The following is a 21061-nucleotide window of genomic DNA, read 5'->3' on the forward strand; positions in this document are numbered from 1 at the left end:
CCCAGGCGCGGCTACAAGCCGGAGCGGACGAAGCCAGGGAGAGGCAAATGATTCGAGGATTCAGTGCCCGCGCGGTGTCGCTGCTCAGCGTGGTCGCGCTGACAGCGAGCTGCTCAGCCTTACAGCAGACCGAGGACAGCCAGAACGACAGCAGTGGCTCCATCCTCATCGGCCATCTGACCCCGAAGTCAGGCTTCCTGGGTCAGCTCGGCGCAAAGGACCTGGCCGGGACGAAGTTCGCGGTCGACGAGATCAACACCGCTGGCGGCCTACTGGGTCGCCAGATCGAACTCATCTCCGAGGACAGTGTGGACCCGGGCGTGGCGGTACAGAAGGCCACCAGCCTGGTTGAGGACGAGAAGGTTGATGCACTGTTCGGCGAGATCTCGAGTGCGTCGGGGCTGGCGATCTCAGACATCGCCGACCGTAGCAAGACGACCTACTTCAACACCGGCTGGAACTCCAATGAGGGCCGCAGTGAACAATGCAGCCGCTACGTCTTTCACGTCGACGGCAATAACAGCATGTATGTCTCCACCGTGGGTCTGTGGGTCGCCGAGCAGGAGGCCTCCCAGCACTACATGCTCACCGCGGACTACGCGTTTGGCCACGACTTGCGCGAAGAGACTTTGCGGTTGCTCAAGGAAAGGGTAAGTGGTGGAAAACTGGTCGGTGACGAACTGGTACCCACTGGCACGCGAAACTACACCAGCTACATCCGTAAATTGACCCTGGCCAAACCCGACGACGTCTTCCTGAACCTGGCCGGGGAGGATCAGACAACCTTCCTCAAGCAGTACACCCAAGAGTACGGGGCGCCTTTTCAGGTCACTGGCGGGGTTATGGACACTGTACAATTCTGGGCGGCCGGAGCGGAGAACTTGACCGGCGTATGGCCAGCCACCTATTACCATAAATTGGATACGCCAGCCAACCAAGAATTTGTCCAGCGTTGGCGCGACAAGCACAACGGAACACCGCCGGACAACCAGGCGTGGCAGAGCTACACGGCAATCAAGGTATGGGCAGCCGCGGTGGAGAAGGCTGGCTCGGTCGATACCGAGGCCGTCGTGAAGGCGTTGCGAAGCGGCATGAAGTTCGATGTGCTCAAGGAACGTCCTGCCGTCATCCGCACGCAGGACAACCAGCTGATGTATGACATGTACGCCGTCGAGGTCGACGCGAAGAATATGGAAGACAGTTACGACATTTTCAACATCCAGCAGCCGGTGCCCGGCCCCGGACGTGACCTGGAAGAAATCCAGATCCCCAAGGAGCGCAGCGCATGCTCGTTGTGAACTTTCCCCGAGGGGAAGGCGCCCGAAGCGGAGGTAACCGATGACGCTGCTGCGTTACATCCTCGATGGCCTCGTCTCCGGAACGCTGTACGTCGTCATGGCGCTGGGTCTGTCCATCATCTTCGGGCTACTCGGCATCGTGAACTTCGCCCACGGGATCCTCTACGCTCTCGGCGCCTACCTGGCCCTGGCGGTGTCCGGCGGGATCGTAGAACTGCCGTTCTGGCTCAGCCTTGTTGTCGCCCCGCTCGGTGTGGCCGTGATTGCGATGGTCCTCGAGGTATTGTTCTTGCGGCGGTTCTACGCCGTCGACCCGATCCTGGGCCTGCTGTTCACATTCGGACTGACACTGGTCGGTGAAGACGCCATCCGGATGATCTGGGGCCCTACCGGCATTCCCTTCGGCATCCCGGACTTCCTCAGCGGCTCGGTCGAGCTGCTGGGACTGAACTACTCGGTGTATCGGCTGTTCATCGTGGCGATGGTCGCCGTGGTCGTCGGGTTGCTGTGGTTGTTCTTCAATCGCACGCCAGCCGGACTAATCATCCGTGCCGGCAGCCGCGACGGCGAGATGGTGCGGCTGCTCGGCATCAGCCTCAAACCCACTTTCACACTGGTATTCGGCGTCGGGGCTGCGCTAGCCGCGCTCGCCGGAGTGCTGTCCGCGCCCCTGGCCGGGGTGCAGCCCGCTATGGGCACCGACGTGCTCACCATCGCGTTCGTGGTGGTAGTCATAGGCGGGCTGGGCTCGTTCTGGGGATCGGTTGGCTCCGGCCTGCTGGTCGGCGTCGTGGTCACATTGACCGCTGCCTACGCACCAGCGTATTCGCAGGCCTCGATGTTCGCCCTGATGATTGCTGTGCTGCTCTTTCGACCGCGAGGCCTGTTCGGTCAGCACTGGGAGAGGTTCGAATGATCGTCAAGATCGGACAGCTCGTCCGCCACCCAATGACGCTGTTCGGCGTAGTCCTGCTGCTACTACCGTTCGCGGTCGTACTGACCGCCGGCAGTGTATTGCTGGCGACCGAGATCGCATGCTTCGCGCTGATGGCCGTCGCCTACAACGTCCTGCTCGGATACACCGGGCTGTTGTCCTTCGGACACGGCCTGTTTTTCGGCGTCGGGGCCTACGTTGCGGCGTTGCTGCAGCTGCGGCTTCTGCCGGACTCGATGCTCGTGCCGATCGCGGCCGGTGCTCTGGCGGCAGCCGCGATCGGCCTGCTCGTCGGGGCGCTGGTGCTGCGCAAGAGCAGCGGCGTCTACTTCTCCTTGATCACGTTGGCCTTTGGCATGGGTGGCTTCTACCTGGTCTACCGCGCCACCGACATCACCGGCGGGGAGAACGGTCTCGGCGACTTCGGGCCGGTGAGCGTCGCCGGTCTCGACATGTCCAACCGTGCCAACTACTACTACCTCAGCGCCGCCATCGTATTCATCGGCGTCTTGTTGATGTGGCGGTTCACCCGGTCCCCGTTCGGGCGCGTCCTGCGCGCCATCAAGGGCAACGAGGATCGGGTCCGTGCTCTGGGCTACAGCCCCTACCGATACAAAGTGGTCGCGTTCGTCGTCTCTGCCGGCTTCACCGGGCTGGCAGGAGCGTTGTACGTCTACGCCCTCGCATATACCTTTCCGACGTTGTTCCACGCCTCTTTTTCCGGCCAGATCACCGCAATGACGATTCTCGGCGGTACGAGTGCGTTCCTCGGTCCGGCGCTGGGCAGTTTCTTCTTCGTCTACGTCCGTGAGTCGCTGTCGTCGTTCACCGATAACTGGATGCTCTTCTTCGGTCTTCTCTTCATGGCGTTCATCCTGTTCAGCCCGCAAGGCCTCAGCGGCCTCGCACAGCGGCTGTGGCGACGAGTGTTCCGTCATGCCAAGGCTGTCCATCAGGTCAGTTCGCCGTCACCGGACGACAGCGAACCCGCATCAAGTTCCGCGGCCATAACTAATCCCGCCAACCTCGGTGCCGAAGCGGCAACGGTGGGCAGAGATCGCGTCGGTGGACCAGTTGTGCTGTCTGCTTCCGGGATAATCAAACGCTTCGGCGGTTTCACCGCAGTCGACCGGGTGGACCTACAGGTGCACGAGGGAACCGTCCACGGCTTGATCGGACCCAATGGTGCCGGCAAAACTACGTTCTTCAATTGCCTGAGCGGAACGATGCCGAAGACCGCAGGACAAGTACTGTTCGGCGGCGAGGATGTCAGTGCACTGCCCATGCACGAGTTGGCGGAGCGCGGTATGGCCCGCTCGTTCCAGATCGTCAGCGTGTTCAAGGACCTCACCGTTGGCGAGAACGTCGAAGTCGCCGTGCAGGCCGCGACCCGGCACAAGCAACAGGTACATACCCGCGCCGATGCCTTGCCCGACGTCAGCAACCGCGCCCAGGAACTCGTCAACGAGTGGGGGCTGGCCGGTAAGGAACACCTGTTGGCCGGGGTGCTCTCCCACGGCGACCAACGATTGCTCGACATCGCCATGGCACTCGCCAGCGGTCCGTCGATGCTCCTTCTCGACGAGCCGTTCGCGGGTCTGCCCAGCAGCGGCCGGGACGCGGTCAGCAACGTCATCCGTCGCCTGAACCAGGAGCTCGGCATGACAATCCTGCTGATCGAACACGACATCGAGCGGCTAATGGCCCTGACGGATGTGGTGACGGTCCTCAGCCGCGGTCAAGTACTCGCTGACGGACCACCCGAACAAGTGCGGTCCGACCCTGACGTGCAATTGGCTTACATGGGCGAAGCGCAGGTCAGTGAGGTCGACCGGGTTGACCGCACCGACGCACCCGCGCTTCTCGAAGCCGTCGACGTGGACTCCTTCTACGACAAGAGTCAAGCCCTGGAACGAGTGAGCCTGCGGGTGCATGAGGGAGAGGTGGTCTGCTTACTCGGCCGCAACGGCGCAGGCAAGACTACGACACTGATGAGCATCATGGGGACCGTCCCGGTACGTCACGGCACGATCACCGTGGCCGGCGCGGACGTCACCAACGCACCGCCGGAGCGCGTCGCCCGCGCCGGTGTCGGTTTGGTCCCCCAAGGACGCCGCGTGTTCGGGAACCTGTCCGTACACGAGAACCTCAAACTGGCCGCCAGGGACGCGTCAGGAGGCCAGGGTTGGACGGTCGCACGCGTGTACGAGCGGTTTCCGATGCTACAGCGCTTGCAAGGCCGGCAAGCAGCCAACCTGTCCGGCGGGGAGCGGCAGATGCTGGCCATGGCCAGGGCGCTGGTGTCCAACACCCGGTTGCTGCTGTTGGACGAACCGTTCGAGGGCCTAGCCCAGATCGTCGTCTCCGACATCGTGCAGGTCATACGTGAGCTGCGCGGAGAGTTGACCATCTTGCTGGTGGAGCAGAGCTTCGAACTGGCGTTGGCTCTGGCCGACCGGGCGTATGTCATGTCCAACGGCCAGATCGTGTTCGAGGGCTCTCCGGCCGACCTCCAAAACGACAAGGAATTGAGCCAGCGCCTCATGGGAGTGTGAGCGCCCGTCCTGTCGTTTGCCCACCGAAAGGAGATTGACCATGTCGAAGGTGCTGAAGCCTGCGACCAAGAAGAAGCAGGACGCCTCTGCCCAGTCCGGGGTGCAGGAGTCCGTTGCCGCCATCATCGCCGACATCCGCGAACGCGGCGACGCCGCCGTTCGTCACTACTCCGAGAAGTTCGACTCCTGGAGCCCTGAGTCGTTTCGGCTCTCGGAGCACGACATCGACCGGCACCTGTCCCAGGTACCCGCACAGGTGATCGAGGACATTGAGTTCGCCCAGAAGCAGGTACGCGACTTCGCCCAACAGCAACGCGACTCGATGCTGGATCTGGAGACCGAAACTCTTCCCGGAGTCCGCCTAGGACAACGGCACATTCCCATCGCAGCGTCGGGAGCATATGTGCCGGGAGGCCGCTACCCGTTGACAGCATCAGCACACATGACTGTGGTGACGGCCAAGGTCGCTGGCGTGTCCAGGGTGATGGCCTGCACTCCGCCCATTCGCGGCGAGGTACCGGTTGCCACCGTTGCCGCGATGCATCTGGCCGGTGCGGACGAGATCTATCTGCTCGGAGGTGTACAGGCCGTGGTCGCCATGGCGTTGGGTACCGAAACGATTCCTCGCGTGGACCTGATAGCCGGCCCCGGCAACGCCTACGTGGCCGAAGCCAAACGCCAGCTGTTCGGGTCGGTCGGCATCGACCTGTTCGCCGGTCCCACCGAAACACTGGTGATCGCGGATGCTTCGGCCGACCCATTCGTGGTCGCGGTCGACCTGCTGAGCCAGGCCGAGCATGGCCCAGACTCCCCGGCAGTGCTGATCACTACCTCCGAAGATGTAGCCCGGGCAGTGCTGCAACACGTGGAACGCATTTTACCCGGCATGCCAACACAGGACATGGCCGGACCGGCGTGGCAGGACCACGGCGAGGTACACGTCGTGGATGACCTGGAGCAGGCGTACGCGCTTGCGGATGACTTCGCCAGCGAGCACGTTCAGGTGCTCACCGCGCAGCCGCGGGAGGCGCTGGAAAAGATGCGAAATTACGGCGCGCTGTTCCTGGGCGAGGGCACCTGCGTCTCCTATGGGGACAAAGTCATCGGCACCAATCACGTGCTGCCAACACGCGGCGCGGCCCGGTACACCGGGGGGCTGTGGGTAGGAAAATACCTCAAGACGGTTACCTACCAGCAGGTCGACGACGCATCGACCAGCGCCGAGCTGGGCAGGGTTTGCGGACGTGCCTCAAGAGTCGAGTTGTTCGAGGGCCACGCGCGTTCCGGTGACGTCCGCGCCGCCAAGTACGCCGGAGACCCACTCACGTGGGCCCCGGAGAGGATGTCGGAGTGGCCCGCGCAGGACTCGCTGTGACAGTCGACTTCGGCCTCAACCGCCGTCGTGCACTGGTCTCCGGTGCGGCTGGCGGACTGGGAACCGCAATCGCCGACGGACTGGCCGAACTGGGAGCCCAAGTGGTCGCGACCAGCCGGGACGTGAGAACAGCTCATTGGCTGGCCGAGCGCTATGGCACCAATCCGTGCACGCTCGACGTCCGCGACACCGCGTCGATCCACACCGTGGTGGACCAGGTCTGGGCAGATGGCGGCATCGACATCCTGGTGAACAACGCCGGGGTCAACCGGCCGGCCGCCATGCCCGACGTGACCGAGTCCGACTGGGACACCGTCGTCGACACCAACCTCAAGGGTGTCTTCTTCCTCACCCAAGCCGTCGTCGGTCACATGCGCGCGGAAAACAGGCCTGGCTCGGTCGTCAACATCGGCTCTCAAGCCGGCGCGGTCGGCATCGAGGAGCGTGCGGCCTACTGCGCGAGCAAGGGCGGCCTCGTCCAGCTCACCCGGGCGCTGGCCTTGGAGCTGGCCGAACATGACATCCGCGTGAACTCTGTCGCCCCTACTTTCGTGTTGACCGAACTCACCAGGTCGACATTGGAGCAACCCGAACTCCGGGAGAGATTCCTCGGCCGGATTCCCATGGGCCGGTTCGCCCGCCCAGAGGACGTCGTCGGCGCCGTGGCGTACCTGAGCGGAGACATGGCCGCCATGGTCACAGGCCACACCTTGCTCGTCGATGGCGGCTGGACGGCTCGATGACTGCGTTGATCTCGTGAGTTGCGCGTGGACGCTGCTCGTCGAGATCACTGAGTCAGCCGCAGACCGCCGCGGGTCGTCGTCGTAGACGAGGTCGTCACCGCCCCGCTCACCGAGGGAGTCACTCGGCCGCCGAAATCGCGGTGGAGGACGGCTGGGTCGTCGATGTGGAGGCTTGGCATGGCAGCACGGCAGCCGCCGTGATCTGCTTCGGTGTCTCGAACCCGTCCGCAGGCCCCTTGCTTGCGCTCACGCAAACAAGGGGCCTGCGGACCAGATCTCACCGAAGAGCGGGGGGTACGTCAGCGGTCGCGCCGATGCTGATCAGTTTCTGCGCGTATTCGGCCACGTTTTCCTTGGTCACGAGTTCGCCTTGCAGCTTCGTGTCCTTCTCTACCTGATTGCCTTCGAGAACGTTCGTGGCCAGGTCGATGACTTTCTGGCCGAGCGCATATGGCGACTCGGCGTTCGTGGCGTACATCTCGCCTGCGTTGACCGCGGCGAGCGCATCGGCGATTCCGTCGTTGCCGACCAACACGACCTTGTCCGTCAGGTTCCGTGCCTTCAACGCCGCGAGCACGCCCATCGCCATCTCGTCATTGGCGGCATAGACGCCGTTGATGTCGGGATGTGCCTGAAGAATGTTCGTCATCACATTGAGTGCCTTGCCCCTGTCGAAGTCCGCGGCCTGCGTGGCGACCGTCGCTATGCCTGAGTACTCCGCGATTTGCTCCTGGAACCCTTTGCTGCGGTCTCGCGCGACGTTCGTGCCGAGGATGCCTTGGATCTCGACGATTTTGCCCTCCTTCCCAAGCCCTTTCGCGAGCGCGTCGGCTGCGTTGCGACCTGCCTGGATGGGGTCGTAGCCGACGAATGTCTCGAGATTGCCGCCGTCAGGTCGGCGGTCGAAGGCCATCACCGGCACGCCCGCCTGGTTGGCGGCGTTCACCGACGCAGTGCCCGACTGGCTGCCGACCGGGTCGAGGATCAGGATTCCAGGCTGCTTTGTGACAGCCGTGGTCGCCAAGTCGAGTGCTGTGCTGGCACTGTTGTTGGCATTCTGCACGTTGAGCTCGATACCGTTCTTCGCGGCCTGCGCCTCCGCACCGTTTTTCACGCTGACGAAGAACGGGTTGTTCAAGGTGCTCATAATCAGCACCGCGCTTCTTTCGCTGGCGTCGGGGCCGGATGCTGTGGCGTCCTCAGCCGGACGGCTGCAAGCGCCGGCGATCAGGGACAGTCCGACGAAGAAGACGGCCGCGACGCTGCGGACGTGGTGGTGTCTCATGGAAACCTCTCGGGTGATGGGGTCACTTGCGGACGAGATCGTTCGGCTGCTCGATTGAGCGGGAAGCCGGCGACGAGGGTGGCCGACGGCCGAACATGACACGGAACGAGGCCGCATTGCGGTCCAGCAACACGGCAAACAGGATCACCGCGCCCTTCACTACGTTTTGCAGGAAGGGCGAGACGTCGAGCAGGTTCATACCGTTGTCGACGACTCCGAGAATGAAGGCTCCGACGAGCGTGCCAACGAGGTTGCCGCGACCACCGGCGAGACTCGTCCCGCCGATGATCACTGCCGCGATCGCCACGAGCTCAAGGCCCGTGCCGGCAGTGGGCGACGCGGTCGATAGCCGCGCCGTCACAATGAAGCCGGCCAGCCCGGACAGCAGGCCGCTGATCATGAACGCCTGGATCTTGACCCGGTCAGTGGGAATACCGGACAGCTTGGCCGCCTCGGCGTTATCCCCGGTGGCATAGACGTAGCGACCGAACCGGGTCCTGGAGAGCAGGGTGCCGCACACCGCGAAGACCACGATCATGAGCCACACGGGGACCGGCACGCCGAGTACCTCGGCCTGGCCGATGTTCTGGAAGTCGTAGTCGTTTACCGCGATCGGGTTACCTTCGGAAAGTTGCAGTGTGAGACCGGCGAGCACAGACATCATCGCGAGCGTCGCGATGAACGACGGCATACGCGTCTTGGTGACGAACAGGCCGTTGATCAAGCCTGCCGCCGCACCGACGCCCAGGCCCACGGCGATGCCGACGATGGTGGGCTGCCCCTGCAGTGTGAGCGCAGTGACCATCGCGGAGAAACCCAGCGTGGCACCCACCGACAAATCGATCTCCGCAAGGATGATCACGAAGGTCTGACCAGCGGCGAGCAGGGCCATGACCGAGGTCGCCAATGCGACGTTCAACAGGTTCGTCGACGTCAGGAAAACGGGCGAGACGATACTGAGAACGACACCGACGACGAGCAGCATCCACACGGCGCGGAACTCACCGAGAGTGCGGCGAAAACGGTGGCTCATGCGGCTGCCTCCAGAGCGTGTTCGAGCACGGCGTGCTGGGTAACGTCCCCGCCGTGCAGCTGCGCGGCTATTCGCCCCTGTCGTAATACCAAGACCCGATCGGACATCGCGACGAGTTCGGGAAGGTCGGAGCTCACGAGCACGATCGCGACGCCCCGCGCGGTGAGCTCGTTCATGAGCCGGTAGATCTCGGCCTTCGCCCCTACGTCGACGCCCCTGGTCGGTTCTTCCATGAGCAGCACCAGCGGGCGGGTCATGAGCCACTTTGCGAACAGCGTCTTCTGCTGGTTACCGCCAGACAACGTGCCCATCGCGACCTCCCGCGATGCGGTGTGCACCCGCAGTTCGGTGATCAGCTCATCGACGGCTTGCTTCTCGGCCTGCCGGCGCACCAGGCCGAGAGGACCGCCGAAGTCCGCGAGCGCGGCGAGACTGATGTTTTCCCGCACCGTCCGCCCGGTGCAGAGTCCTTCCGCCTGCCGGTCAGGCGTGAGGTACGCGATACCCGAGCGAATCGCCTGGGCGGGGGTTCGCGCGTTGACTGGCTTGCCGTGAACCGAGACAGTGCCACTGTCTGCCCGGTCTAGTCCGAACAGCGTCCGCAGAACGTCGCCTCGCCCGGAGCCGAGCACGCCACCGAGACCGACGATCTCCCCCGCCCGCACGTCCAGGTCAATGTCCTCGAATACCCCTCGGCGACCCAGCCCGCACACGGACAGCACAATGTCGTCGCGGGTGTTGTCCTGCTTGGGGTACAGGTCGTCGACGGTTCGGCCGACCATCGCCGAGACGACCTTTTCGCGGGTCAACTCGCAGGTCACCCCGGTCAGCGCGACAGCCCCGTCGCGCAGGACCACGACCCGGTCGGCGAGCGCGAACACCTCGTCGAGGCGGTGGGTGATGTAGACGATCGCGACGCCTTCGCCGCGCAGCCGTTCGACGTGCCGAAACAACTCCTCGGACTCCCTGCCGTCCAGTGCGGCGGTCGGTTCGTCGAGGATGAGCATCCGCAAGTCGTGGGTCATCACCTTGGCGATCTCCACCATCTGCTGTTCGGCCACGCTCAACCGGCCAACCTTGACCTGGGGGTCGACGGTCATGCCCATGTCGCCCAGCAAACGCGCGGTCTCGGCGGCCATAGCGGACTTCGACACCAGTAGCCGCCCGAACCGCCGGCCCTCCTCGCGCACGAACAGGTTCTCCGCAACCGAGAGGTTCGGAAACAAATTCTGTCGGAACTCCTGGTAGATCACCTGGATTCCACGTGCCATCGCGTCGTCGGGTGTACGAAACCCGGCAGGCTGATCGTCGATCTCCAGGCGCCCGTATTCCGGCCGGCACACTCCTGCGATGACGCGTGTCAAGGTGGACTTTCCCGCGCCGTTCTCCCCGACAAGCGCCACAACCTCGCCTGAGCGTACGTCGAAATCCACACCAGCGAGCACCGTGTTCTCGCCGAAGCGTTTGACGACACCATTGACGTGTAAGTGCATGGTCGACAGTCCTGTCAGTAGACGACGCCTGCGGTAAGCAGCACATTGGCGTACGGCGTGAATTCGCCCGAACGGACCGCAGCCCGAGCGTCCGCAGTGGTCGCCTTAAACGCGTCGTGCGGGACAAACTCGGCGACGATGCCGAATTTGGCAAGCCGTTCCTCGATTGCTGCGAGCATGTCGGGACTGTGCTGCCTGATCTCCTCGGACAGCAACGCCGCCTCGATCGAGACCTCGTCGAGCACTGCGTCGAGCAGGTCGAGGAAACGCGGCAGGTTCTTCCGGATCGCAAGATCGACCCGTTCCACAGTGGACGGAATTGGAAGGCCGGCGTCAGTCACCACAAGCTGATCGGTGTGGCCGGTCTCCGAGATTACTCTGGCCAGCTGACTGTTGAGCGTTCCGTTATTTCGGCGCACTTCACTCCTCACATGACTCTGTCGGGTTGTCCTGCGAGTTGGGTGATCTCGGCGAGACCAGGAAGGGACGGGCTAGCGCCCGGCTTGGTGACGGCGAGGGCACCTGACGCCATGGCCAAGTTTATGGCGTCTTTTGTGGACCAACCTGATGCGAGGGCTCCACCGAACGTTCCGGTAAACGCGTCGCCTGCGGCGGTCGTGTCGATCACGGACACCGGAATCGCGTCGAAAACCGTGGCGCCGCTCGCATCGACGCTCACGGCACCCTTGTCGCCGAGAGTGACAATCGCCTGGCCGACACTGCGGTCGATGAACCATCGCGCAGCGCGTACGGCGGAGCCGTGATCGGTCACCTCGACCCCGGTGATCGCCGCGGCCTCGCTCTCGTTGGGAGTGACCACGTCGATGTCACGCCACACCTCGTCGGGCAACTCTGCCGCGGGAGCAGGGTCGAGGATGACGCGCAGTCCCGCCCGGCGTCCCGCAGCCGCTGCATACACACTAATTTCGGAGCGGATCTCCAACTGCAGCAACAGCACCGACGCCTGCGGCGCCAACACCTCCAGCGCGCGGTCCACGGCCGCCTCGTCGAGATGAGCATTAGCCAACGGGGTGATCACGATGTCGTTCTGCCCACAGTTGTCAACGCGGATGTGCGCGACCCCCGTGGGACCTGGCACCCGGCGCACCCAGTCGATGCGCACACCGTGCTCGGCAAGAGAATCACGAGTAAGGTCGGCGAACGGGTCTTCACCGACGTGGCCAACCATCCACGTCGGCACGCCGAGATGCGCGGACGACACGGCCTGATTCGCTCCCTTGCCGCCGAGTACCAGGGTGAAGTCCTTACCGAGCACCGTCTCTCCCGGTCGCGGCAGGCGGTCCGCGAAGGCCGTGACGTCAGCGGTGATGCTGCCGATCACCACAACTCCAGAGCGACTCATCGTCATTGATCGCCTTTCTGGTCCGGTGGGCTACAGTCCGCGCGGGTGGCAGACAATTTTGGTTTCCAAGAGGTCGGCCGGTCGGCTCAGCTCGGCGGGGTTGATCGCCGCGGTGACGTTCATCGACGCGCCTTCCGTGTCGGGCGCGGACTCGCCGTCGACTCGCGCACCAGTAACTGGGTGTCGAGCACGATGCGGCGGGGCGCGCCGGGGGTGTCGTGGGTGATCCGGCTGAGCATGAGGCGCATGGCCAGCGCACCCTGCTCGACGTCGGGCCGGTCGATGCAAGTCAGCGGCGAACGCAGCAGTGAGCCGAGAGTGAGGTCGTCGAAACCGAGGACTGAAACCTCACCCGGCACATCGACCCGCATGTCCTGCAGCGCTTTGAGCACGCCGACAGTCATAAGGTTGTTGCCGGTAAAGATCGCGGTGGGCGGTTCCGGCTGGGCGAGCAACTGCAGTGCGAGCTGGTGCGCCGTGCCCTCCTGGAAGCCACCCATGAGGTCGTACTCAGGCGGCAGTTCGATGCCAGCCTCCTCGAGCCCGGCAAGAAAGCCCTCGCGGCGACCGCGTCCTGGTGTGGTGTCGGCCGGCCCGTTGATCATCGCGATCCGAGTGTGCCCGAGGTCGGTTAGGTGCTTGGCCGCGGCGTGGGCGCCCCCGACGTTGTCCACCAACACAGCGTCGAAAGGTTCGTCTCCGGCGAGCTCGCGATCGAGGAAAACCGCGGGAACGCCCGCCTCACGCAGTTGCAACGGCGCGTCATCCTGCTCGGTCGCCGGCGCGAGGATCACACCGTCCACCCGATGAACGAGGTCGGCCAGGATTTCCTGCTCCGTCTCGGCGCTCTCGCCGCTGTTCGCGAGCAACATTCGGAACGACTGACCCTGGCAGACCTGTTCGAGCCCCTTGGCCACGGCGGCGAAGAACGGGTTGGTGACGTCAGGGACGACGACACCGATCATGCCCGTTCGACCGGATTTCAGGCTCTGCGCCACCGCGTTGGGCGAGTAGCCGAGCGCGGCAACAGCGGCGTTCACCGCCTGAGCGGATCGCACCTTCTGGCCGCGAAGGTACCGCGAGACTGTCGCCGTGGACACACCCGCTTTGGCCGCCACCTCATGGATAGTCGCCACATTCACCTCGCTGTAAACGATGACAGAGAACGTTTACAATCAAGATGGCCGGATGTCAATGGTCCTGTCGTAGCAGTGCGCCGAGGACAACGTCGCAAGCCTCACGCTCGCCGGAACCGAGATGACGGGTAGCGCGCTGACTCACGACACCAGTGTGCTTGTGGACCCGGCAACTGCAGTGGGAGTTCGCGTCCAGTCAGTTCTGATGGCTCTCTCGTTAGCCAGAGCCCAGGTCGACCTGTTTGGCGACCCAGCCGTGAGCTGGTGCTGGAACGCCAGGCGATGACGTACCACGGCCGGCGCATTCCGCAAGCTTGTTCCCCAACTGCTGTCAGCCGAGTGGCGAAAGCGAGGAGCGTGCGTTTTCACTGTGCCCACGGTGGCGGCGACCAGGGCCGCCACGTCGCCGAACCACGGCTGCAGGTGCAGCAGCGGCTACGCCGGAAGTGCCGCATCCTCGGCGAGGTCGGCGTGTGGCTCGCCGACGACACTGAATGAGTTTATGGCCGGGCAGCGGCAATCACCACGACACGTCCTCGGTGGTGATCCGGCCATTGACGCGACGCGGGATACCGAGGACGTTGCGGTCGCGCAACGACTCGGGTAGCAGCTGCTGCGGCAGGTTCTGGTAGGAGATTGGGCGCAGGAACCGTCGCATTGCCGTCATGCCCACGGAAGTGTGCTCTGGTGCAGTGGTAGCCGGGTAGGGCCCGCCGTGCTGCATAGCCCAGCACACGGCCACACCGGTCGGCCAGCCGTTCCACACCAACCGCCCAACCCGGTCGCGCAGCGCGTTCAACAGCCGTCCGCTCAGTGCCTCGTCGTCGCTCTCCGCGTGAATCGTCCCGGTCAGATTGCCAGTGAACGCAGCAGCACCCTGGACCGCCTCATCATCACAGTCGTACTCCACGATGATCGACGTCGGACCGAAGCACTCGGTGAGCAGCGACTCCCGAGCCGCCAGCAGCGTGGGCACGTCTGTGGCCAGCAGCGTCGCGGCGACCTTGCCCTCGTCGACATCGCCCTGCACCAATACCTCGATGCCGGAATGGCCGAGCAGGGTATCGCGTACGTGCTGGTGGCCGGTATGGATGCGGTCGAAGAGCATGCGACCGGCCGCCACACCACTCATCGCCTCGATCAAGGCGTCGGTGAGCCCGTGCCCCTTGGGCAGGAAAATCAGCCCGGGCTTAGTGCAGAACTGCCCGACTCCCAACGTGAAGGAACCCACGTAGCTCTCGGCGATCTCCTGCCCGCGTGCTGCCACAGCGCCAGGGGTGACGAAGACCGGGTTGAGACTGCCCATCTCGGCGAAGAACGGGATCGGCACCTCCCGGCTGGTGGCGATGTCGAAGAGCGCCCGGCCACCCTGCAGGGATCCGGTGAACGTCGCCGCCGAGATGCGCGGATCTCGCAACACGTCGACACCGGCCTGCTGGCCCTGTATCAGGGCGAACGAACCGGGTGGCAGACCGGCATCGGCCAGCGCCTCTGCCACCAGAACCGCAGTGCGCTCCGAAGTGCGCGGATGACCCGGGTGAGCTTTGAGCACAACCGGGCACCCGGCCGCGAGCGCGGAGGCCATGTCCCCGCCAGCGACACTGAAGGCGAAAGGGAAGTTGCCTGCGGCGAACACCAATACCGGACCTATCCCAACCTGACCGCGTCGCAGATCCGGACGGGGCACCGGAGTGGCCTGCGGGTCGGCTGTGTCGATGATCGCGTCGAACCAGGAGCCTTCCTCCAGGCCGGCGGCGAACATCCGCAGTTGCCCGGTCGTGCGCGCCACCTCGCCGGACAACCGCAACCTCGTGAGTGAAGTCTCCGCCACTGCCAACTCGACGAGCTCGTCGACTGCGGCATCGAGCACGTCGGCCACCACGCGCAGCGCACGGGCGCGGACAGTGGGCGCGGTGTCGGCAAATGGTGCGGCCGCGTTGGCCGCGGCAGACAGGACGGCGTTCAAGGTCGAGCGGTCGGTCTCGTGCACGAGAGAAGTCATCGGATCTCCAGACGAGTGAGCGGGTTGTCGATGGCGGTGGCGGCCCACCTCACTGCTTCCTTGATGCTGCGCACCGGGTTGGACAACGAGCCGACTTCATCGATATCGATATTGACTCTGTCGCCCAGACGCAGAGTGAAGTCGATCTCAGGCACGATGCCGGTGCCAGTGGACAGCACGACCCCGGCTGGGAAGTCGATCGCCCGAAACAGGTGGTCGACGAGGTCACGAAGCGAGCGGTGCAATCGTGCCGTGCTGGTCTCCCCGGCGAACACAACGACACCATCTCGGCACACGCTGAGCCGGATTGACAGCACCGTCGCGTTCACGACCTCCCATACCGGTCGCACCCCTACCGCGATCGCGCAACTGCCAGCGTAGGTCTTCGCCTGCGGGATGTAGAGCGGGTTCTCGCCCTCGATATCACGCGACGACATATCGTTGCAAACCGTGTAACCCAGCACCTCACCTACCGAGTTCACTATCAGTGCCAGCTCGGGCTCGGGCACCGTGATCTCCGAGTCCGGTCGGACCGCGACAGGCTCACCTTCAGTGACAACCCGCCAGGAAGGGCACTTGAAAAACAACTCGGGGCGATCCGCCCCATACACGCGAGTGTAGATGTCCTGGCTGGCGCTCTCCTCCACACGAGCATCCATCGACCGTCCGTAGGTGACCCCCGAAGCCCATACTTCCGTTAGCCCATCGACCGGCGGCAATAGCAGAACCTCGTCGACGGGACGTCCGTTCGCGTTCGCGGCGCCTTCGGTCAGCTTGCGCGCCTGCTCGAGCGAGAGCCCCAGCAGCTCGGCGAAGCTATGAACATTCTCAAGAGGCGCTACCTGCTGATCTTGTAGGGCGCCGACGTGGACCGCTCCGGTGTCGCGCTCGGCATAGCGAACGATGTGCATAGTCCTCCTCAGATCGTACGTTGGTTCAGCGTGCATGTGCTGGCAGTCAGACCAACACAGCAGCAGCACCGGTTAGTTTCTGTCCATCAGGGACAGATGTAATTCTCACCGCCCGGAGCCTGGAAACAGCCCGCAGCCTCAGGAACCACGAGACGCGGCAGCCACAGGGACAGATCCGGGACGAGGATCAGTGCCGAGATCACCGCGAGGAAGAGGCCGTACAGCGGAATCGACTTGCGGAGACCGGCCGAGAACGGCACCTTCGCGAAGCTCGTGGCCAACAACAGCGACAACCCGTACGGCGGTGTGATAAGGCCCAGAGCCAAGGTGACGATCACAACTACACCCATGTGGATGGGGTTGATCTCACCCAGATCGACCAGGGATTTGATGATGGGCATGAACACGACGATGGCCGGGATGGCGTCGATGAACTGGCCGACAACGATCAGCACCAGCACAATGAGGAACATAATCGCAATGGGGTTTGTGCCCGCGACGCTGTGCATGTACTCGGACACGGCGCCCGCGCCGCCTAGGTATGTGAACAGCCAGGCGAAGGCGGACGCGGCTGCGACCGCGATCATCGGCAGCGAGTAGAGGACCCCAGCGTGAACGAAATCACGGGGCAGCTTGCGCAGGTGACCACGGACTGTGAAAGGCAGCAGCACGAGGAGTATGAACATGACCGCCACCATTCCTGCCTCGGTCGGGGTGAACAGGCCGCCGACGATGCCGCCCATGATGATGAAGGGAACCATGAGCGGCAGCGCGCTGGCCCTGGCCGCGCCGGCTATGTGGCGGAAGGAGGCTCGGGGAGCCGGAACGCCGGCGTGGACGAAAAAGTAGCTGAAAGCCATTAATCCGACGCCGACGAGCACCCCCGGCACGGCACCGCCGAGGAAGATCGCGGCGATCGACACACCGCCCGTCGCGCCGTAGACAACGCCCATGATGCTTGGTGGAATCATGTTGGCGATGGTCGATGCTGCTGCGATGAGGGCGGCCGAACTCGCTGGGTCGTACCCCTCTCGCTTCATGGCCGGGAGCAGGATTCGAGAGTTGGCTGCGACATCGGACGTCGACGATCCCGAGATGCCGGCGAAGAACATGCTGAACACCGCGTTGACCTGCGCGAGGCCGCTACGGATGTGGCCGACGAGTGACTGCACGAACCGAATGATTTTCAACGTGATATCGGAGGAGCTCATCAGCTCCGCGACCAGGAGGAAGAATGGCACCGCCAGCAGCGGGACGCTGTTGACGCCGTTGAACAGTTGCCCGACGATCGCCGGATAACTGACACCGCCGAATGCCGTGCCGACAAGGACTGCGCCAATGAGCGCGAATGCTACCGGAGTGCCGAAGTACGCGAGCACCAAAAAGATCGCGACCATGGCGGCAATAATTGCCTCGCTGCCCATTAGATCTGCCCCATATTCGACTCGCCCTGCTTCTGGGCCTGGTCACGCTCATCGTGTGTCGCTCCCATGAATCCGTTTTGCCATCCCTTGACAAACCGCTCGAGCGTGAAGGCCGCGGAAAGCACCCCGAACACCGGGATAATGCCGGTGATCGTGGACAGCGGGAGGCCGGTGACCGGAAGGACATTGCCAAAACTCTGCCGGAAGTTGAGAAATCCGAAGTAGGCGATCATTCCTGCAATCGTCAGCATCACGACCCCGTTGAAGGTTTCCACGAGGATACGACGGCGACCGGTCATGGAACTGGCGAACGTGGTGAGGTAAAAATGCTCGTTCCGACGTAGTGCGACGGCGGCACCTGTGAAGACGCCCCAAACGAAAGTGGTGAGCGTCGCTTCCTGCAACCACAACAGTGGCTTGCCGATGCTTCGCGTCACGACGTCGAGGAAGACCGTCATCGTGAACGAGAAGATGAGCAGGCCGCAGAGCCAGAGCAGAAGCATCTCGACGAAGTCCAACTTGGACGTCTTCAAGTGGCGCTCCTCGCGAGAGACGAGCTGGCTACCGTTCATGTCGACCACTCCCCGACGAAGTACTGACCGCCGTTGCCGCCCGCCATTGGTCTGCGGTGTTGCACGACACGACAGAACCGAGATTCGTCTCCCTCACGCGGTCGTCAATATCGCGAGCCGGCTCAGGCACAGCTTTGTCGTTATAGCGGATCTCCACAGTTATCGTCTCCTTGAGGTCAGGAGGTACTCGATGGGTAGCGCACCATGCGCCACCGACATGGCAAGCCCGTAGTAGAAGTCGCCCCAGGCTGTGGCGCCGTCGACCCCACGTCCGCGAGGTACCGAGTAGCACGAATGCAGGAGGATGCCGTCCGCGCCCTCGTCGCGGTTCACCGCCAGCCGGGTCACCGTGTCCAGCAGACCACGACCGGCGGTGTCGAAGCGAGACCTAGCCGTCGAATCCGGGTGGCTCACGCCGAGCAGCAGGTAACCCAGGGCGACGGCCGCGGCGGCACTAGCGTCCGGCGGCGCTGCCGGGCTGTCGTCGGAGAAATCCCACGGCGGAAGTTTGTCGGGCGTGGTCATGCGCTCGTAGTAGGCCGCTGCCCGCTCCGCGGCTACTAGCAGCTCGGGCTCACGCGTCATGGCGTAGGACCAGGACAGTCCGCCCACCGCCCACCCCGAGCCGCGGGACCACGCCGAGTCCGGGGACGCTCCCTGCAAGGTCGACTCCGTCAAGAATGCCCCGGACACCGGGTCGAGCTGCATCAGGTGGATCGTCGAGCCGTCCGGGCGCACCAGCAGGCGCGCGGACGTCCGCGCATGGTGCCGCGCGACGTCCAGCAGCCGCGGGTCCTCTGTCACGCCGTAGGCCCACCACAGCAACGGCAGGTTCATCAACGTGTCGATGGTGCTGGTACCAGCCGAACGCACTTCCCCTACCGGTCCGAATGCTTGTATATAGCGACCCTGGTCATTGAACCGGCGAGCGGTCATCCGGGCGGCCTGTAGCGCTGGCTCGATCTGCTCCAGGCCGAGGTATCCGCACTGGTATCCCAGCGCGATGCTCGGATAGAAGAGAAAGCCGAGGTCGTGAGTGGTGTGGTCGTGGGCCCGATCGGTCAGCTCGGCCAGCCGGGACAACGCCAGCTCAGCCGGCTTGTCGTCTCCCTGAACCATCGCGGTTAGCCACATGTTGCCGAACCAGAATCCGGCCGTCCAGTTGCCGTGCTCGTAGGTACCATCCTGCCAACTGCTCAGTGCCCCCACGTCCAGTAGCTTCCATGCGCCCTGCTCGGTGTAGTGGGGGTAATATCGAGACGATCGGATACGACTCCTTTCGAACTCTCGAGAAGCCGCTGCCAGGTAGTCCAGCCATTCCTTGTTCAATCTGGTCCTCTCAGTCATGCGTGAACTGCGGCTCGCGGGACTCAAGAAACGCCTGTACCCCTTCCTGGGCGTCGTGAGTGGCGAACAGCCCGGCGATGAGCTCGGCCTCCAGGGCTTGACCCGCCCGGGTCCCGAATCGCAGCCCGTGATCGACCGCCTTCTTGATGGCTTGCACAGCTAATGCTGGCTGTCCGGCGATCCGTCCCGCGATCTCCGCAGCGGCAGCAGTTGCTTGGCCGCGCGGTACCATCTCGTCCACGAGGCCCAACTCGAGCGCTCGGTCCGCATCGACAATCTCGCCGAGCAGCATCATGCGTTTCGCCTGTGAGACACCGATAGTGCGCGGCAGCCGTTGCGTGCCGGCACCTGATGGGAACACTCCGAGCTTGACTTCTGGCAGCCCGAGGTGTGCTGTCGCGTCCGCGACCCTGATGTCGCAGGCCAGCGCGAGCTCCAGACCGCCGCCGAGCACGTGACCGGACAGCTCGGCCACAACCGGTTGCGGCAGGTCGGCGACCGCGTCGTAACAAGAGTGCTCCTGCACGGCCCTGCGATGGCCTGCCCGAGCATCTCTCGGGAATTCACTGATGTCGGACCCGGCAGAGAATGCGCGGTCCCCCGTCGAGCGCAGGACCACGGCCCGGACGGAGGAGTCGCAACCTATCCGTTCCATGACAAGGCGCAGCTCACTCCTGACATGCATGGTGAGCAAATTCAGCGGTGGGTTCGAGATCTCTACCAGCGCGACGCCACCTGTCACTGACATCTCGACGGATCCAGCCATGGCCACTGTTCCTTCCTTTTTGTCTGTCCGAAGAGTATGGGCGTCAGTTCGCGGTCCACCCGCCATCAATCAGCAGCACCTGACCCGTGATGTAGTCCGAGGCGGCACTGGCGAGGAACATGAACGCGCCGTCCAGGTCCGCAGGGGTCGCGAAGCGCCTGAGCGGGATGCGTTCCAAAAGCCGTTCGGTGCGGTCACGTTCCCCCCAGATGTACGGTCCCGCCATATCGGTATCCACATAGCCCGGCGCTATGACATTGGCTCGAACTCCATACGGTCCCACCTCCGAGGCAAGGCTCACGGTGTACTGCGTAATAGCCCCCTTGGTCGTCGCATACGCGGTACGCCGTTCCAGACCAATCACAGATCCCAGTGAGCCGACGTTGATGATCTTTCCGTAGCCCTGCTCCATCATTTGAGGAAGGAAGAGCTGCGTGACAGCGACGCTGCCGGCCACGTTCACCTCCCAAAGATCCTGAAGATCCTGAGACGTCATGGTGTCGATGTCCGTTCGGCGCATGATGCCCGCGCAATTCACTACCACCGAGACGGCCTGCCGGGCCGCTGCCGCCTCAGCGAGACGTGTGAGATCCCCGTTGTCGGTCACGCTCGCCTGCAGTGCCGTCACCTTGCGACCCGCTGCCCGCAGAGCCGAGCACGAAGTCTTTAACTCCTCGCCGAGCACGTCCACCATGAGCACCGAAGCACCCTGCTGAGCCAGGGCCGAGGCAGCGGCCAGGCCCACACCTCGTGCGGCACCGGTCACGACGGCGAGCGATCCGGTGATGTCGAAGAGGCATTTACTCGAATCGTCACTCATTGAT

General features: G+C 63.9%; 19 protein-coding genes. 6 read left to right on the forward strand and 13 right to left on the reverse strand.

The genetic code is table 11. From position 1 onward, the window contains the following. Positions 1 to 47: 47 nt before the first annotated feature. Genes D0C15_RS11400 through D0C15_RS11420 form a run of 5 tightly spaced genes read left to right on the forward strand, consistent with a single transcriptional unit; the run spans position 48 to position 6905 of the window. The gene (locus D0C15_RS11400; protein ID WP_116043883.1) at positions 48 to 1298 is read left to right on the forward strand and encodes an ABC transporter substrate-binding protein; all 1251 of its coding nucleotides are present in this window, start codon (positions 48 to 50) and stop codon (positions 1296 to 1298) included. Positions 1299 to 1338: 40 nt separating this feature from the next. Continuing rightward, positions 1339 to 2214 (forward strand): branched-chain amino acid ABC transporter permease, encoded by an 876-nt coding sequence (locus D0C15_RS11405; protein WP_116043886.1) that lies wholly within the window; start codon positions 1339 to 1341, stop codon positions 2212 to 2214. Next, positions 2211 to 4787: a branched-chain amino acid ABC transporter ATP-binding protein/permease gene (locus D0C15_RS11410; protein WP_116043888.1), complete on the forward strand. Its 2577-nt coding sequence runs from the start codon at positions 2211 to 2213 to the stop codon at positions 4785 to 4787. The genes D0C15_RS11405 and D0C15_RS11410 overlap by 4 nt, the downstream gene beginning before the upstream one ends. 40 nt (positions 4788 to 4827) lie before the next feature. Beyond that, the gene (hisD, locus tag D0C15_RS11415; protein WP_116043891.1) at positions 4828 to 6162 is read left to right on the forward strand and encodes a histidinol dehydrogenase; all 1335 of its coding nucleotides are present in this window, start codon (positions 4828 to 4830) and stop codon (positions 6160 to 6162) included. Beyond that, entirely contained in the window at positions 6159 to 6905 is a 747-nt protein-coding gene (locus D0C15_RS11420) for an SDR family NAD(P)-dependent oxidoreductase (RefSeq protein WP_116043958.1), read from the forward strand. The genes hisD and D0C15_RS11420 overlap by 4 nt, the downstream gene beginning before the upstream one ends. A gap of 277 nt (positions 6906 to 7182) precedes the next feature. Here the strand turns inward: D0C15_RS11420 and D0C15_RS11425 are convergent, their stop codons facing one another. From D0C15_RS11425 to D0C15_RS11450, 6 genes are all read right to left on the reverse strand, one after another. Continuing rightward, complete coding sequence (locus D0C15_RS11425; RefSeq protein WP_162830031.1) at positions 7183 to 8190, reverse strand: substrate-binding domain-containing protein; 1008 nt, start codon at positions 8188 to 8190, stop codon at positions 7183 to 7185. Positions 8191 to 8212: 22 nt separating this feature from the next. Continuing rightward, the gene (locus tag D0C15_RS11430) at positions 8213 to 9175 is read right to left on the reverse strand and encodes an ABC transporter permease (RefSeq protein ID WP_245975711.1); all 963 of its coding nucleotides are present in this window, start codon (positions 9173 to 9175) and stop codon (positions 8213 to 8215) included. A 44-nt stretch (positions 9176 to 9219) separates the two neighbouring features. Continuing rightward, the gene (locus D0C15_RS11435; protein ID WP_116043897.1) at positions 9220 to 10716 is read right to left on the reverse strand and encodes a sugar ABC transporter ATP-binding protein; all 1497 of its coding nucleotides are present in this window, start codon (positions 10714 to 10716) and stop codon (positions 9220 to 9222) included. Between the two features lie 14 nt (positions 10717 to 10730). Continuing rightward, positions 10731 to 11135, reverse strand: coding sequence for a D-ribose pyranase (gene rbsD, locus D0C15_RS11440; RefSeq protein WP_116043899.1), 405 nt, complete (start codon positions 11133 to 11135; stop codon positions 10731 to 10733). Between the two features lie 8 nt (positions 11136 to 11143). Further along, the gene (locus D0C15_RS11445; RefSeq protein ID WP_116043901.1) at positions 11144 to 12079 is read right to left on the reverse strand and encodes a ribokinase; all 936 of its coding nucleotides are present in this window, start codon (positions 12077 to 12079) and stop codon (positions 11144 to 11146) included. A gap of 119 nt (positions 12080 to 12198) precedes the next feature. Then, entirely contained in the window at positions 12199 to 13215 is a 1017-nt protein-coding gene (locus D0C15_RS11450) for a LacI family DNA-binding transcriptional regulator (RefSeq protein ID WP_162830032.1), read from the reverse strand. Positions 13216 to 13572: 357 nt separating this feature from the next. On the opposite strand from D0C15_RS11450, the gene D0C15_RS34085 reads away from it, so the two are divergent. Then, a complete protein-coding gene (locus D0C15_RS34085; RefSeq protein ID WP_211323170.1) occupies positions 13573 to 13713 on the forward strand; it encodes a hypothetical protein in 141 nt (46 codons plus the stop codon). 22 nt (positions 13714 to 13735) lie between these two features. Here D0C15_RS34085 and D0C15_RS11455 read toward each other — a convergent pair whose 3' ends face one another. The 7 genes from D0C15_RS11455 to D0C15_RS11485 all read right to left on the reverse strand — a co-directional run bounded on the left by D0C15_RS11455 (position 13736) and on the right by D0C15_RS11485 (position 21057). Beyond that, complete coding sequence (locus D0C15_RS11455; RefSeq protein WP_116043905.1) at positions 13736 to 15217, reverse strand: aldehyde dehydrogenase (NADP(+)); 1482 nt, start codon at positions 15215 to 15217, stop codon at positions 13736 to 13738. Further along, a complete protein-coding gene (locus D0C15_RS11460; RefSeq protein ID WP_116043906.1) occupies positions 15214 to 16128 on the reverse strand; it encodes a fumarylacetoacetate hydrolase family protein in 915 nt (304 codons plus the stop codon). The genes D0C15_RS11455 and D0C15_RS11460 overlap by 4 nt, the downstream gene beginning before the upstream one ends. An 86-nt stretch (positions 16129 to 16214) precedes the next feature. After that, positions 16215 to 17552: a TRAP transporter large permease gene (locus tag D0C15_RS11465; protein ID WP_116043908.1), complete on the reverse strand. Its 1338-nt coding sequence runs from the start codon at positions 17550 to 17552 to the stop codon at positions 16215 to 16217. Further along, positions 17552 to 18124: a TRAP transporter small permease gene (locus D0C15_RS11470; RefSeq protein WP_116043910.1), complete on the reverse strand. Its 573-nt coding sequence runs from the start codon at positions 18122 to 18124 to the stop codon at positions 17552 to 17554. The genes D0C15_RS11465 and D0C15_RS11470 overlap by 1 nt, the downstream gene beginning before the upstream one ends. 159 nt (positions 18125 to 18283) lie before the next feature. Next, a complete protein-coding gene (locus D0C15_RS11475; RefSeq protein WP_116043912.1) occupies positions 18284 to 19471 on the reverse strand; it encodes a glycoside hydrolase family protein in 1188 nt (395 codons plus the stop codon). Further along, complete coding sequence (locus D0C15_RS11480) at positions 19464 to 20237, reverse strand: enoyl-CoA hydratase/isomerase family protein (RefSeq protein WP_162830034.1); 774 nt, start codon at positions 20235 to 20237, stop codon at positions 19464 to 19466. Before D0C15_RS11480 ends, D0C15_RS11475 begins: the two co-directional genes overlap by 8 nt. A 43-nt stretch (positions 20238 to 20280) precedes the next feature. After that, the gene (locus tag D0C15_RS11485; RefSeq protein ID WP_116043917.1) at positions 20281 to 21057 is read right to left on the reverse strand and encodes an SDR family NAD(P)-dependent oxidoreductase; all 777 of its coding nucleotides are present in this window, start codon (positions 21055 to 21057) and stop codon (positions 20281 to 20283) included. Positions 21058 to 21061 lie beyond the last annotated feature (4 nt).

The sequence above is a fragment of the Amycolatopsis palatopharyngis genome, assembly GCF_003385185.1.
GTDB lineage: Bacteria > Actinomycetota > Actinomycetes > Mycobacteriales > Pseudonocardiaceae > Amycolatopsis > Amycolatopsis palatopharyngis.